General features: G+C 59.4%; 14 protein-coding genes. 7 read left to right on the forward strand and 7 right to left on the reverse strand.

What is annotated here, in order from left to right; all coding sequences use genetic code 11:
* Positions 1 to 8 precede the first annotated feature (8 nt).
* The 4 genes from CD175_RS24950 to antA are packed head-to-tail and all read right to left on the reverse strand — an operon-like array spanning position 9 to position 4,379.
* Complete coding sequence (locus tag CD175_RS24950; RefSeq protein ID WP_104450833.1) at positions 9 to 1,412, reverse strand: amino acid permease; 1,404 nt, start codon at positions 1,410 to 1,412, stop codon at positions 9 to 11.
* A 43-nt stretch (positions 1,413 to 1,455) separates the two neighbouring features.
* Positions 1,456 to 2,478 carry an anthranilate 1,2-dioxygenase electron transfer component AntC gene (antC, locus tag CD175_RS24955; protein WP_104450834.1) on the reverse strand — a complete coding sequence of 341 codons (1,023 nt, stop codon included), beginning with the start codon at positions 2,476 to 2,478 and terminating at the stop codon, positions 1,456 to 1,458.
* A gap of 18 nt (positions 2,479 to 2,496) precedes the next feature.
* Positions 2,497 to 2,988 (reverse strand): anthranilate 1,2-dioxygenase small subunit, encoded by a 492-nt coding sequence (antB, locus tag CD175_RS24960; RefSeq protein WP_104450835.1) that lies wholly within the window; start codon positions 2,986 to 2,988, stop codon positions 2,497 to 2,499.
* Positions 2,988 to 4,379, reverse strand: a complete 1,392-nt coding sequence (gene antA / locus CD175_RS24965; RefSeq protein WP_104450836.1) for an anthranilate 1,2-dioxygenase large subunit — start codon at positions 4,377 to 4,379, stop codon at positions 2,988 to 2,990. Before antA ends, antB begins: the two co-directional genes overlap by 1 nt.
* Positions 4,380 to 4,764: 385 nt before the next feature.
* On the opposite strand from antA, the gene CD175_RS24970 reads away from it, so the two are divergent.
* Positions 4,765 to 5,778 carry an AraC family transcriptional regulator gene (locus CD175_RS24970; RefSeq protein WP_104450837.1) on the forward strand — a complete coding sequence of 338 codons (1,014 nt, stop codon included), beginning with the start codon at positions 4,765 to 4,767 and terminating at the stop codon, positions 5,776 to 5,778.
* Positions 5,779 to 5,792: 14 nt separating this feature from the next.
* On the opposite strand, the gene CD175_RS24975 is transcribed toward CD175_RS24970, so the two are convergent.
* Positions 5,793 to 6,266: an Lrp/AsnC family transcriptional regulator gene (locus tag CD175_RS24975; RefSeq protein ID WP_085719050.1), complete on the reverse strand. Its 474-nt coding sequence runs from the start codon at positions 6,264 to 6,266 to the stop codon at positions 5,793 to 5,795.
* Positions 6,267 to 6,487: 221 nt separating this feature from the next.
* Here CD175_RS24975 and kynU point away from each other — a divergent pair, with 221 nt between their 5' ends.
* The 3 genes from kynU (at position 6,488) to CD175_RS24990 (ending at position 10,654) form a co-directional block, all read left to right on the forward strand.
* The gene (gene kynU, locus CD175_RS24980; RefSeq protein WP_104450838.1) at positions 6,488 to 7,738 is read left to right on the forward strand and encodes a kynureninase; all 1,251 of its coding nucleotides are present in this window, start codon (positions 6,488 to 6,490) and stop codon (positions 7,736 to 7,738) included.
* A gap of 104 nt (positions 7,739 to 7,842) precedes the next feature.
* Entirely contained in the window at positions 7,843 to 9,156 is a 1,314-nt protein-coding gene (locus CD175_RS24985) for an OprD family porin (protein WP_104450839.1), read from the forward strand.
* Between the two features lie 88 nt (positions 9,157 to 9,244).
* Positions 9,245 to 10,654 (forward strand): amino acid permease, encoded by a 1,410-nt coding sequence (locus CD175_RS24990; RefSeq protein ID WP_104450840.1) that lies wholly within the window; start codon positions 9,245 to 9,247, stop codon positions 10,652 to 10,654.
* A gap of 30 nt (positions 10,655 to 10,684) precedes the next feature.
* Here the strand turns inward: CD175_RS24990 and CD175_RS24995 are convergent, their stop codons facing one another.
* Complete coding sequence (locus CD175_RS24995) at positions 10,685 to 11,575, reverse strand: LysR family transcriptional regulator (protein WP_104450841.1); 891 nt, start codon at positions 11,573 to 11,575, stop codon at positions 10,685 to 10,687.
* 217 nt (positions 11,576 to 11,792) lie between these two features.
* Between CD175_RS24995 and CD175_RS25000 the strand changes: the two genes are divergently transcribed.
* The gene (locus CD175_RS25000; RefSeq protein ID WP_104450842.1) at positions 11,793 to 12,557 is read left to right on the forward strand and encodes a sulfite exporter TauE/SafE family protein; all 765 of its coding nucleotides are present in this window, start codon (positions 11,793 to 11,795) and stop codon (positions 12,555 to 12,557) included.
* Here the strand turns inward: CD175_RS25000 and CD175_RS25005 are convergent.
* Positions 12,547 to 12,861: a putative quinol monooxygenase gene (locus tag CD175_RS25005; RefSeq protein WP_104450843.1), complete on the reverse strand. Its 315-nt coding sequence runs from the start codon at positions 12,859 to 12,861 to the stop codon at positions 12,547 to 12,549. The genes CD175_RS25000 and CD175_RS25005 overlap by 11 nt on opposite strands.
* Before the next feature lie 162 nt (positions 12,862 to 13,023).
* Here CD175_RS25005 and mdaB point away from each other — a divergent pair, with 162 nt between their 5' ends.
* Together mdaB and CD175_RS25015 are read left to right on the forward strand one after the other, a co-directional pair.
* Positions 13,024 to 13,614, forward strand: a complete 591-nt coding sequence (mdaB, locus tag CD175_RS25010; RefSeq protein WP_104450844.1) for an NADPH:quinone oxidoreductase MdaB — start codon at positions 13,024 to 13,026, stop codon at positions 13,612 to 13,614.
* 146 nt (positions 13,615 to 13,760) lie between these two features.
* A complete protein-coding gene (locus tag CD175_RS25015) occupies positions 13,761 to 14,672 on the forward strand; it encodes a LysR family transcriptional regulator (RefSeq protein ID WP_104450845.1) in 912 nt (303 codons plus the stop codon).
* Positions 14,673 to 14,704 lie beyond the last annotated feature (32 nt).

The following is a 14,704-nucleotide window of genomic DNA, read 5'->3' on the forward strand; positions in this document are numbered from 1 at the left end:
ACGGGAGATTATTGAACGACGGGTAAAACGCGATCCTTCGCTACACGCACCCGGTAGAACACGTAGATGATCAACACCCACACTGGAATGGCGATGACCGACGCGCGTATCCCCGGAATCATCCACATCACGCAGACGATCATGGCCATGAACGCCAGGCACAGGTAGTTACTGAAGGGAAACCAAAAGGACTTGAAGCTTGGCACGATGCCTTGTTGGCCCATGATTTTGCGGAACTTGAGATGGGTCAGGCTGATCAGCGTCCAGTTGATCATCAGCGACGCGACCACCAGGGCGAACAGTAGCTCGAGCGCTTCATGTGGGGCGAGGTAGTTGACCAGTACCGACAACATCGTGATGAGCGCCGAGATACCCAGGGCCCGCAATGGCACCCCTTGTTTGTTCAGCTTCATCAGCGATTTTGGGGCGTCGCCCTGTTCGGCCAGGCCATAGAGCATGCGGCTGTTGCAGTAGACGCCGCTGTTGTAGACCGAGAGCGCTGCGGTGAGCACCACGAAGTTAAGGATGTGCGCGGCGGTGTCGCTGCCGATCAACGAAAAGATCTGCACAAACGGACTGCCGCCATAGGCATCGCCGGACGCGCCCAGGGTTTGCAGCAGTTGATCCCACGGATACAGCGACAGCAATACGGTGAGTGCGCCGACGTAGAAGATCAACACGCGATACACCACTTGGTTGATCGCCTTGGGAATGACCTTTCTCGGATCACTGGCTTCAGCGGCAGTGATGCCGACCAGCTCCAGGCCACCGAAGGAAAACATGATGAAGGCCATCGACATCAGCAGACCGGTGGTTCCGTTGGGGAAGAAACCGCCGTGGCTCCACAGGTTACTGACCGAAGCCTGTGGGCCGCCCGTGCCGCTGAACAGCATGTAGCAGCCCAGGACGATCATGCCGATGATGGCCGCGACCTTGATGATCGCGAACCAGAACTCCATTTCACCGAAGACTTTGACGTTCATCGTGTTGATCAGGTTGACCAGCACGAAGAACACCGCCGCGCTGACCCAGGTCGGCACCTCAGGCCACCAGAACTGCACGTACTTGCCGACGGCCGTCAGTTCGGCCATGCCCACCAGCACGTACAGCACCCAGTAGTTCCAGCCGGACAGAAAACCGGCATAACCGCTCCAGTACTTATGGGCGAAATGACTGAATGAACCGGCCACGGGCTCTTCGACAATCATCTCGCCCAACTGGCGCATGATCAGGAACGCAATGAAACCGGCAATCGCATAGCCGAGGATCATCGACGGCCCGGCCGACTTAAGCACACCGGCAGAGCCGAGGAAAAGCCCGGTACCAATCGCCCCGCCCAGGGCGATCAGTTGAATATGACGATTTTTCAACCCCCGCTTGAGCGTTCCCTGTTGCAAGATTTCATCTGCCATCTCGTTCCCTTCTGGTTATTGTTGTCAGGCTTGATTTGCAAGATCAGATATTACTCTCGGTGAACTTTTCGTAGTACAGGTGCACGCTGTCCAGCGCTTGGGTTTGCAACCAGCTCTTGATCGACTCGACCATGGGCGGTGGACCACAGACGTACATGTCGACCGGCGCGTCGCGCAGTTCGCTGCTGTCGAAATGCTCGGCAATGTAGCCGCGTTTTCCCGTCCATTGCGGCGAGGGTTCGCTGACCACTTCGGTGTAGCGAAACCCCGGAATGCGTTTGGCATAGGCTTCGATACGCGCGCGTTCGCACAAGTCAGCCGCATCCCGCACGCCGTAATACAAATGCACCGGTTGCCCGCAGCCGCGCTCGGCCAGTTCATCCAGCATGCCGAGCAGTGCGGAAAGCCCGGTGCCACCCGCCACCAGAATCAGTGGTTTGGCGACGTGGCGCAGATAGAAGGCGCCCAGCGGCGCCTCCAGCACGATGTCATCACCCACCTGGCAGCGTTCGCGAATGTAGTTGCTCATCACCCCGTCGGGCAGCAGGCGAATCAGGAACTGCAGTTGATTGCTGTTGCTCGGGCGGTTGGCGAACGAGTAGGAGCGCAGGCTCTCGGAGCCGGGAATCTGCAGCCGGGCGTATTGCCCCGGCAGGAAATCCAGTGGCTGACCGACCGAGCCCAGGTCCAGATGCAGAATCGCCGTGCTGGCCGAAACCTGCTTGACGTCAGTGACGGTCGCAGTCAGGCGGTCCGGGCCGGCGGCATTGCACAGGCTGGATGCGAAGTCGAAGTAAAACGCCGCGTCGGACTTCACCCGCGTCTGGCAGGTGAGCATTTTGCGCTGTTGCAGGTCCAGGCTGGAGAGGGCTTCCTCGTCCACATAGTCTTGGCTGTAGTCGCCGGATTCGCAGCGACCCTGGCAGGTTCCGCAAACGCCTTCGCGGCAATCCAGGGGAATGTTGATGCCGTTGCGCAGGGCGGCGTCGAGCAGGATTTCGTTGGGCTGTACCGGAAAGAACAGGGTTTTGCCGTCGGCAAAACTGAACGCTACTTTGTGATTCATGCCTCGGTCTCCATGGATTCAGAGGTGGTAAAAGTCGAGTACCGAGTTGATGGTGTCGTTGAGCAGCAGCACATGCTTGCGGCTGATCAGCCAGCTATCGGCATGAGGCTTGAGCCGATAGGTTGCGCGACCAAAGAACTGCTCGGCCGTGGCCAGTCGATAGAACAAGGTGTGCCAGTTCAGGCGTATCTCCAGCTCACCGTCCTGCAGTTCGTCGATCCGCACGTTGTTGATCAAATGCAAGGTGCGCGGCATCGGCGTCGAGGACGCGGACTTGCCCGTGCGCAGGCGGAACACGCGGTCTTCCAGGCCGGAACGGTTGGGGTAGTAGATCAGCGACATCTCGCGTTTTGGGTCGCGGGTGTAGACGTGTTCCGAGTCCCATTGCGGCAGGTGGAACTCACTCTGTTCGTCGAACAATTGGAGATAGGCGTCCCAATCCTGGGCGTCGCACAGTTCGGATTTGCGATAGAAAAATTGTTCGATCTGGTACTGCAATTGCGCATTCATCATTGCACCTCACGGAGTTTCAGGGATTTCGTGTCCAGGCCATCGAGCAGGAATTTCTGCCAGTTGCTGTGCTGGTTGACGTACAGCCCTTCGTGGGTGAATTCAGTGCCGGTCATGGCGGGGGCAATGCCGATTGCTTCGCTGTTGGGCGTGGCGCCGGTGACCCATTGGTGACTGCCTCGGGAAATGTCGCTCCAGCGCTCCAGGCGCGCCTGGAAACCGCGTTGGGCTTCACGGAATTCCACCAGGTCGTCCGGTGTACCCAGGCCCGAGACGTTGAAGAAATCCTCGAACTGGCGAATGCGGTTTTCGCGGTCGGCGTCCGACTCGTTTTTCACCCCCAGGCACTGGCTGATGATCTCGGTCTTGTTCCAGGCCACCGGACGGATGATGCGCAGTTGCGAGCTGATCTGATCGAGGAAAAACAGGCTCGGATAAATGTTCAGGTTGCGCAGGCGATGCATCATCCATTCGGCCTTTTGCTGGCCGTGTTCTTCGACCAGGCGCGGCATGATAGTCGCGTAGCCGGAGCGTACTGACGGGTTCGGCATGTCGCTGAACAAGACGCTGTGACCGTTGTTGAAGGCGAACCAGCCGTCATCGGTGTTGGCGTCGCCGGCTCCGAGTTTGCTGTAGTCGAGGGTGCTGCCGCTGCTGGTGCCGTTCTCGCTGTTGACCTGCTGGCGGTGCTGCACCGTGGCCACGTAGTTATAGTGAACGGTGCTGACGTGATAGCCGTCGAGGCCGTTTTCGTTCTGCAGTTTCCAGTTGCCGTCGTAGGTGTAGGCCGACTTGCCGGGCAGTACTTCAAGCTCACCGGTGGGTGACTGGGCAACCATCATGTCGAAGAACACCTTGGCGTCGCCGAGGAAGTCTTCGAGGCTGTTGTCGGCGTGCACGTCGAGGCTGATGAACACGAAGCCCTTGTAGCTCTCGATACGGGCCTTTTTCAGGCCACGGGTGGCCTTGTCGAAACCTTCCGGGTACTCGCCGGGTGCCTTGACCTTCACCAGGCGGCCGTCGCTTTTGTAGCACCAGGCGTGGAACGGGCAAGTGAAGGTCGACTGGTTGCCCTTGCCCACGCGGGTCAGGGTGGTGCCGCGATGCTGGCAGGCGTTGATCAGCGCGTTGAGTTTTCCTTCGCCGTCGCGGGTGATGATCATCGGCTGACGGCCGGCGCGCAGGGTGACGAAGTCGTGATTATTGACCAGTTCGCTTTCGTGGCAGGCGTAGATCCAGTTCTTCTCGAAGATCAGTTCCATCTCCAGATCGAACAACTGAGGCTCGGTGAAAATGTCCCGGGCGATGCGGAACACGCCCTCTACCGGACGGAAATCCAGGCAGCCTTGGATAAACGTTTTCCACTGCTCGACGTTTTTTTCGCCACTCATGGGTGTGTACCTGTTTTTATTGGGGCTAATCGTGGGCTCATTAGAAGGAGCGGGGCGGGTCGGGGTCTATCCGGTTAGTCGGCGAAGGCAGTCCATAAAATTGGTGCGGTAACACCCGTCCGGTATCAAGCTGGGCAGCGCCGACTCAAACGGCGCACCACGCGATGAACGGCTGCCCCTGTTTGCAGCAATCAGGTACTGTTTTGTGCAGCGTCGAATGCTGTTTGATCGCGATTACCAGCCTCTGGCCGGTGGCGTTATCCGCTTAGTCGAGGATTGTTATCCGCTAAGTTGGCGCTGATGTTTTGTGGCTTGGAACTTGCCTTTCCAATCCGGAGACGCGCCGTCAGAGCGCGCCGAAAAAATAGCCCGTGAGTGCACCGTGATGAACAGCAAAACTGATCCGCAGTGTCGCGACATTCGTGTCGACAGCGATGACCTTGAGGCCGCGAGGAGCTGGATGTCCGGGATCTGCGGGCCGCATCGACTCGTCACCACGACGCCCGAACGGATCCGTTTTCATCACAGCGCCAATATGTTCAAGTCGATGGCCACGACCCTTGGCACCATCGAGTACGGCACCGATGTCACCATCGATATCGAAGACGCCGAGCACTTCAGCAGTTACAGCCTGAGCCTGCCGCTGGTGGGCGAGCAGGAGTTGAGCAAGAACGGCAGCGTGGTGAAGTCCGACCGCGATCAAGGGGTGATCATTTCCCCGAATGAAAACCAGCTGCTGGCGATCTCCGGCGATTGCCGCAAGGTCCAGGTGGTGATTACCCGAGTCGCCATGAGCGAGTCGCTGGAGGGGCTGCTACAGCGGCCTCTGGATACGCCGCTGCGGTTCGAGCCGGTGATGGATGCGGTCGATGGGGCATCGGCTTCATGGTGGCGCATGGCGCGCTATTTCATCGCCGAACTGGAGCACAGCAGCGAACTCTATGAGCAGGTGGCCTTCACTCGGGACATTGAAAGTTCGCTGATCAAAGGCTTGATCCTCGCCCAGCCGAACAACTACTCCGAAGAGCTGCGGGAGGTGCTGGGCGTGAAGTTGCCGCACTACCTGATTCGCGCCCGGCAATACATCCACGCAAACGCCCGCGAAGCCCTGCACCTGGAGGACATCGAAGCCGCCGCCGGCGTCTCGCGCTTCAAGTTGTTCGAGGCGTTCAAGAAGTACTTCGCCTTGTCGCCGATGGTCTACCTGAAAAAACATCGCTTGAACGCGGTGCGTCAGGAGATTCTCGAGCACGGTTCTGCACGCAATATTTCCGCGATTGCCATGGGCTGGGGCTTCACCCATCTCGGACGTTTTTCCGCCGAGTACCGCAAGTTGTTCGACGAAACCCCGACCATGACCTTGCAGCGCAACGAAGCCCGCCGCATGCGTGGCTTCTGAGGGGCAGGGCGCCTTTACTTGCGCACCACCAGATCGAGCAATTCGTCACGCTCCTTGATTTTCTGCAGGACGATTTCCGAGCGAATATCGGTGACGCCCGCCGTGCGGTTCAGGTGATTCACGATGAAATCCGAGAAGTGCTTCAGGTTGCGCGCCTGCACTCGCAACACGTAGTTGCTCGCCCCGGTAATCACATACGCGGTGACCACTTCCGGCCACGACTGGACCTTCTTGATGAAGGTCTCGTGCCAGTCCGCAACGTCCTGTCGCAACGACACATGAACGATGGCTTCCAGCTCGATTCCCAGCCGTTCGGCATTCAGCACCGCGCGATAGCCGGTGATGATTCCCTCGCTTTCCAACAGGCGTAATCGACGCAGGCAAGCCGACGGCGACAGCGCAACTTTCTCTGCCAATTCCTGGTTGCTGATACGGCCATCCTGTTGCAGTTGATGGAGGATTCGCAGGTCGGTCGAGTCGAGATTCATGGTTGAAATAAATCCGTTGTTATTGGAGTTAAATTCGAATTTTCTGCGAGATAAGTACTATATGCCCGCTCACTTTGCACGAAAATTCTCCAATGCTTCGTTCATTATCTCTCCACCGAAAAGGCGCCAATAGCGCCTGAAACAGGGCGCTGGGCGCTCTGTTCGCCTCGACTTTCACGATGTGCCCGGACGGCATGTCATTCAAACAAACAGGACATCCAATGACTACAAGAAACGATTGCCTGGCGCTTGATGCACAGGACAGTTTGGCTCATCTGCGTCAGCAGTTTGCGCTGCCTGAAGGCGTGATTTATCTCGATGGCAACTCCTTGGGCGCACGGCCTGTCGCGGCATTGGCTCGCGCTCAGGCGGTGATTGCCGAGGAATGGGGCAATGGCCTGATTCGCAGCTGGAACAGCGCGGGCTGGCGCGATCTGTCCGAGCGCCTGGGCAACCGCCTGGCCACACTGATTGGTGCTCGCGAAGGCGAAGTGGTGGTGACCGACACCACCTCGATCAACCTGTTCAAGGTGCTCAGTGCCGCGTTGCGCGTGCAGGCCACCCGGTCGCCAGAGCGCCGGGTGATCGTCACCGAAACCAGCAACTTCCCTACCGACCTGTACATCGCCGAAGGCTTGGCCGACCTGCTGCAGCAGGGGTACACCTTGCGTCTGGTCGACAGCCCGGAAGAGTTGCCGCAAGCGATTGACCAGGACACCGCCGTGGTGATGCTCACTCACGTCAATTACAAGACCGGCTACATGCACGACATGCAGGCCCTGACCGCGCTGAGCCACGAGTGTGGCGCGCTGGCCATCTGGGACTTGGCGCATTCCGCCGGGGCGGTGCCGGTTGATTTGAACCAGGCGGGCGCCGACTACGCCATCGGTTGCACTTACAAATACCTCAATGGCGGCCCGGGTTCGCAGGCGTTTGTCTGGGTCTCGCCGCCGTTGTGCGATCTGGTGCCGCAGCCCTTGTCGGGCTGGTTCGGCCATTCGCGGCAGTTTGCCATGGAGTCTCGCTACGAGCCGAGCAGCGGTATCGCCCGCTACCTGTGCGGCACCCAGCCCATCACGTCATTGGCGATGGTGGAGTGTGGGCTGGATGTTTTCGCCCAGACCGACATGGCCAGCCTGCGCCGCAAATCCCTGGCACTGACCGACCTGTTTATTGAACTCGTCGAGCAGCGCTGCGCTGCTCATGAACTGACCCTGGTCACGCCACGCGAACACGCCAAGCGTGGCAGCCATGTCAGCTTCGAGCATCCCGAGGGTTATGCCGTGATCCAGGCCCTGATTGACCGCGGTGTGATCGGTGACTACCGCGAGCCGCGGATCATGCGCTTCGGCTTTACGCCGCTGTACACGACGTTCACCGAGGTCTGGGATGCCGTGCAGATCCTCGGTGAAATCCTCGACCGGAAAACCTGGGCGCAGGCGCAATTCCAAGTCCGCCACAGCGTCACCTGAGTTAACCGATGTCCGCGTCTTGCTGCCGGGTTTTCCTGGCGGCAGGGCTTCGGGTGCCGTCAATCAAGAGTTCTGTGCAAACACAATAATAAGGAGCACGCAGAATGAAGTTGTCCCCTTGGCACGCCTTGCCGCTCGCCATCACCAGTTGCCTCGGTCAAATGGCTTACGCCGCAAACGACAATGGATTCGTCGAAGACAGCAGCCTGATCCTGACCAACCGCAATTTCTATTTCTACCGCAACAACCTCAACAACCCGGGGGGCCAGAACTATCGGGACGAATGGGCCCACGGGATCATGCTCGATTACCGGTCCGGGTATACCCAGGGCACGGTGGGTTTCGGCGTCGATGCCTATGCGCAGTTGGGCCTCAAGCTCGACAGCGGCAAGGGACGCACCGGCACCGGTTTGTTGCCGGTCGGTTCCGACGGTCGCCCCGAGGATGAGTATTCCGAAGCGGGTGGTGCGCTCAAGGCGCGGATCTCCAACACCGAACTCAAATACGGCAACCTGACCCCGCTCAACCCGGTGTTCGGCACGGGCAATGCGCGCCTGTTTACCAGCATGGCCACCGGCTTTCAGCTGACCAGCAATGAACTCAAGGCGCTGCAAGTGGACATCGGCCACTTCACAGCCGGCAACGACAGTAACTCCACCAACGCCAATGGTGCTCTCAAAGCGCTGTATGCCGGGGTGGAAACCCGCAGCGTCGATTACCTGGGCGGCAGCTATGCAGTGAGCGATCAACTGAGCGTCAGCCTGTATGGTTCGCAGTTCACCGACATCTGGCGGCAGTATTACGCCAACACCAACTACACCTTTGCCTTGAGCGAATGGCAGTCGCTGAACCTGGATTTCAATATTTACCGTACCAACGACGATGGCCAGAGCCTGGCCGGCAAGATCGATAACACGACCTGGTCGTTGGCCACAGCGTACAAGTTTGGCGCCCATCGTCTGACTCTGGCGTATCAACGCGTCGATGGCGATGAGCCGTTCGATTACCTGGGGTTCGATCAACAACCGGGGACTTCGATTTTCCTCGCCAACTCGATCCAGGTCCTCGATTTCAACGCCCCCAACGAACGCTCCTGGCAACTTCGCTACGACCTGGACATGGCGCCATTCGGCGTGCCGGGCCTGAGCTTCATGTCGCGTTACGTCAGCGGTGACCATATCGACGACAGCCACTACGATGGCGGCCCCAATGGCGCTTACGGGCGTTACGGCGATGACGGCAAGCGCTGGGAACGCGATCTCGAAGCGCGCTACGTCGTGCAGTCGGGCAAGGCCAGGGATCTGTCGGTGCGGGTACGTCAGGCCAGTGTGCGTTCGACCGCTCAAGTGGCGCGCGCCGACACCACGGACAACAACGAAGTCCGCGTCATCATCGAGTATCCACTGAGTATTTTCTGATCCGTGTCCTGCTGTGCGTGGCTGATCCCCACGAGACCATCCAACCACGTGCTCTCTTCAAGACAGACAATATTCAGAGGACAGACAAATGACCGATAACTCCGGTTTTGAAACGATATCCAACCGTGAACAAGGCTTGCGGCGTCAACTGACGTCGGGGCAGATGAGCATGATCGCCATTGGCGGTGCGATTGGCACCGGGCTGTTCATGGGTAGCGCCTACGCCATCGGCTATGCCGGGCCGAGCGTGCTGCTCAGCTACGCCATCGGCGCGATCATCACCCTGCTGTTGATGGGCTGCCTGGCGGAAATGACCGTGGCCCATTCGACCTCGGGTTCATTCGGTGCCTATGCCGAATTCTATGTCAGCCCGCTGGCCGGGTTCCTGGTGCGCTATGCCTACTGGGCGGCGATCGTGCTGGCGGTCGGTACGGAAGTGACGGCGGTCGCGATGTACATGAAGTACTGGTTCACCAACGTGCCGGAATGGATCTGGATCGTCTCGTTCTCCAGTGTACTGATCGTGCTCAACGCCATCAGCGTGAAGACCTTCGGCACCTTCGAGTACTGGTTCTCGACCATCAAGATCGGTGCGATTATCGGCTTCATCATTCTGGCGGTGTATGTGGTGTTTGGCTCCGGCAACCCGGAATACGGCGTGCATAACTACACCTCCCATGGCGGTTTTTTCCCCAACGGTTTGCAAGGCATGTGGGTCGCTGTGATCGTGTCGATCTTCAGTTACCTGAGCGTCGAGATGATCGCGGTGGCGGCCGGTGAGGCGAAGGATCCGGAGCAAGCGGTGAAGAAAGCCTTTCGCGCGACCATCGTGCGCCTGGTGGTGTTCTACCTGCTGACCCTCGCGCTGATGCTGGCGATTGTGCCGTGGGTCCAGGCCGGTAAAGCCCAGAGCCCGTTCGTCACGGTCATGCAGTCGATCGGGATTCCCGGCGCGACCGGTGTGATGAATTTCGTGATTCTTATTGCGGCGTTGTCGGCGATGAACAGTCAGTTGTACATCACCACGCGCATGATGTTCAGCCTGTCCCGTGGTGGTTATGCGCCGAAGTCCATGGGGGTGTTGAGCAAGAGCGGGATTCCGCTGAACGCATTGCTGCTGTCGAGCTCGGGCATCGCCCTGGCGACCTTGCTCAATATCCTGTATCCGGAAAGTTCGTTCACCTTGATGATGGCGATCTCGATGTTTGGCGCCATCTTCACCTGGTTCATGATCTTCCTGACGCACTACTGCTTCCGTCGTTATCACCAGCGCAACGGCGAACGCAAACTGTCGTTCCGCATGCGGCTGTTCCCCTACTCGACCCTGTTGGGGCTGGTGTTGATGGGCGCGGTGATGATCACCACCTACTTCACCGACGCCTTCAAGATGACCTTGGTCTTCGGTGTGCCTTTCCTGGTGGTACTCACGGTGATCTACGGCATCTTTTTCAGAAAACCCAAGACTGCCGAAGCCTTGCGCCCGTTGCCCAAGGTCTAGTCTGCAAGCAACTCGGCGGGGCGGCAGTCTTCAAAGGCTGTCGCCCTGCAATGCCTCGAACAAGGCTCTGGCATAACCGGGCAGGTTGTCGAATGAGCGGGCACAGAGCAGCAGTTTGCGCTGCGCCCAGTCTTCCTCTAGCGCGACACTTTTCAACGGCTCATCGAGCGACCCACGCTGGATCGCCGCCAGCGGCACAATCGCTAATCCGGCGCCGTGGGCGACCATGCGCATCAAACCGTCGAAGCCGTCGGCGCGAATGCGGATCTGCATTCGCGAGCCGATGTGCAGCGCCTGTTCCTCCAGGTACACGGCGAGGGCGCTGTTGGCGTTCAGGCCGACGTAATCGTGACGCAGCGTGTCGCTGAAACTCACCGAGGCCCCCTGTGCCAAAGGATGTTCGCGGGGCATGATCAGCACCAGCGGATCATCGCGAAACGGTCGGGTTTGGAGGTCGTGGGTGTCGATGGCGTCGGAGACGATACCGAGGTCCGCCGCGCCCTGGCGCAAGGCGTGGGTGATGCGGGCGCTGGGCAGTTCCTGCAGGTCGATGTCGAGGTTGGGGTGGCTGTGCAGGAAGTCCGCGAGCAACTCCGGCAGGTACTCGGTGATTGCCGTGGTATTGCACAGCAGCCGCACCTGGCCCTTGACGCCCTTGGCGTATTCGGCCAGTTCCTGTTGCAGGCGTTCGGCCTGTTGCAGCAGAACCCGGGCGTGCCGGGCGAGGGCATCGCCGGCCGGTGTCGGGCTGACCCCGCGACGGTTGCGCTGAAGAAACTCGACGCCCAGTGATGCCTCCATGGCGCGAATTCGTGCGCTGGCCGCCGCGAGTGACAGATGACTGCGTGCGGCGCCGGCGGTGATGTTGCCGGTGTCGAGGATGTTCAGGTACAGGCGCAGGTCGGTCAGGTCGAAGTGCATTACAGCAACCTCTGGATGTGTGTCGTCTGGGAGGGTGTCATCGCGAGCAGGCTCGCTCCTACAGTGGTTATGTGTTGTTCACAAATCCCTTGTAGGAGCGAGCCTGCTCGCGATGGCGTCAGATGCCGCACCCGGTTATTCAGACTCTTGTCTTGCAAGAGGCAACCTCAGTATATGGCAGATTTTCAATCAACCCCTGCGGGCCCACCATAGCCCCATGAACACACTCTCGGCGTTTTACCAGAATCTCGGATTGGCCCTGTCACTGTTGGTCATCTGCACCTTTGTGCTGGCCGGCATGATCAAGGGCGTGATCGGCCTCGGCCTGCCAACGGTTGCCATGGGACTGCTGGGTCTGGCTATGGCACCGTCGCAGGCAGCCGCGCTATTGATCATTCCGGCAACGCTCACCAACGTCTGGCAACTGGCATTCGGCGGGCATTTGTCCGGGTTGGTCAAACGACTGTGGCCGATGTTACTGACGATTTTCATCGGCACCGGGGCGGGCACGCTGTGGATCGGCATGAGTGGTGGCCATTGGGTTGTGCGAGGGTTGGGCGCTGCGTTGTTGCTGTATGCACTGAGCGGATTGTGCCTGCCGACCTTGCGCGTAGGACCCCACCGTGAACGCTGGCTCGGTCCACTGTGCGGCCTGCTGACCGGCGTCATCACTTCGGCCACCGGCGTGTTCGTGATTCCGGCGGTGCCCTATCTGCAAGCGCTGGGTTTGAGCCGGGACGAACTGGTGCAGGCGCTGGGCCTGTCGTTCACCGTCTCGACCCTGGCCCTGGCCGGTGGCTTGTTATGGCGCGGTGCGCTCGGCGGGGGCGAGTTGAGCGCGTCGCTGCTGGCGCTGATCCCGGCCATGCTCGGCATGTGGCTGGGGCAATCGCTGCGCCAGCGGATCAGCGCCCTGTGGTTCAAGCGTGTGTTTTTCGTTGGCCTGGGTGTGCTCGGCGGCCATTTGCTGATCAGCGGCTAGCGGACGACGGGCTGATCATGTCGATGGCGCGGATGTCGAAGTCCCGTTCCAGATACTCATCGCGCTGCTCAAGGAACTGCTTCATGTGCGGCAGGTTCGAGTGCACGTCCAGATGGGCCTGGGACTGCCAGATCTCATAGAAAATGAACAGGGTCGGGTCCTGTTTGTCGCGCAGCATGTGGTATTCGATGCAGCCGGGTTCGGCGCGGCTTGCTTCCACGTAGCCGCTGAAAAACGCTTCGAAGGCGTCGGATTTTTCCGGACGGGTCTTGGCGTGCAGAATGAAGCCCTGGATTTCACTCATCTACATCTCTCCTCAGGTCAGAATGGACGCCAGTCTAAGGCAACAATCGACTGTTGATTCGTGCTTGTGGGTCAAATGAATTTTGCCAAAACGACGCTTATTCCGCGCGAGGCCGATCGGTACTCTGCCGCCATCGATTCCCGACCCTTCCCGAGACCTTCCATGAAAAAAGTCCTGTTGCTCAACGGCGGCAAACAATTTGCGCACTCCGACGGCCGCTACAACACCACCCTGCATGAAGCCGCGTTGAGCGTGCTGGATCGCGGTGGTGTGGATATCAAAACCACCTTCATCGACGAGGGCTACGACGTCGCCGAAGAAGTGGCCAAGTTTCTCTGGGCCGACGTGATCATTTACCAGATGCCCGGCTGGTGGATGGGCGCGCCGTGGACCGTGAAGAAGTACATCGATGAAGTCTTCACCGAAGGTCATGGCAGCCTCTACGCCAGCGACGGCCGCACCCGTTCCGACGCGTCGCAGAAGTACGGCAGCGGCGGCCTGATCCACGGCAAGCAGTACATGTTGTCGCTGACCTGGAACGCCCCGCAGCAAGCCTTCGACGACCCGACCGATTTCTTCGAAGCCAAAGGTGTGGACGCGGTGTACTTCCCGTTCCACAAGGCCAACGAGTTCCTTGGCATGACCGGTTTGCCGACCTTCCTGTGCGTAGACGTGATGAAGCGCCCGAACATCGAAGGCGATGTGGCGCGTTATGAGCAGCATTTGACTGAGGTGTTTGGCCTCAAGGCATGACGCTCGGCTACTATCGATACCTGAAGCCAGAACCTGTAGGAGCCGGCTTGCCGGCGATGGCGCTCATGAGGACGCAATCGCCGGCAAGCCGGGCTCCTACGAAAAGCGATTTAAGCGTTGTGCTGAATTATCGATAAGGGACACACGTGAAAGCCAGATCCGATGAATTGCAGATATTCGTCTGCGTAATTGAATGCGGGTCGATTTCTGCGGCGGCCGAGCAGGTCGGGCAAACGCCTTCGGCGGTCAGCCGTACGCTGTCGCGGCTGGAGGCCAAGCTCGACACCACCTTGATCAATCGCACCACGCGACGCATGGACCTGACGGAGGAGGGCAAGTACTTCTTCGAGCACGCCAAGCGCATTCTCGATCAGATGGACGAGCTCGAAGAGCGCCTGTCCTCGCGCCAGCAAACACCGTCCGGGCGCCTGCGGATCAACGCCGCATCACCCTTCATGCTGCACGCCATCGTGCCCTACATCGATGAATTCCGCAGGCTCTACCCGGACATCCAACTCGAACTCAACAGCAATGACTTGATCATCGACCTGCTGGAGCAGAGCACTGACATCGCCATTCGCATCGGCACCCTGACCGACTCGACACTGCATGCCCGCTCCCTCGGTTGCAGCCCGCTGCACATCGTCGCCAGCCCGGCCTACCTGGAAAAGCACGGCACACCGCAGGCCGTGGCTGACCTGGCCAACCATACGCTACTGGGGTTCACCCAGAACGAAGGCCTCAACCAATGGCCGCTGCGTTATGTGCATGGTGATCGCTGGCCGATCCAGGCGTCGATCAGCGCCTCCAGCGGCGAGACCATCCGCCATCTGGCACTGGACGGCCAGGGCATCGCCAGCCTGTCGCATTTCATGACCATCGAAGACATTCGTGCCGGACGCTTGAAAGTGTTGCTGGCCGAATTCAACAGCGGCTACCGCCAGCCGATCAATGCGGTGTACTACCGCAACTCGCAGCTGGCCTTGCGGATTCAATGTTTCCTGGACTTTATCCAGGGCAAGTTGGCGGATTATGCGAGCGCGGATTTCAAAGGCTGATTCGTGACCCCTGCGCAAGAGTGAATTGGTCC

This window comes from Pseudomonas laurylsulfatiphila, from assembly GCF_002934665.1.
In the GTDB taxonomy this organism is placed as follows: Bacteria; Pseudomonadota; Gammaproteobacteria; order Pseudomonadales; family Pseudomonadaceae; genus Aquipseudomonas; species Aquipseudomonas laurylsulfatiphila.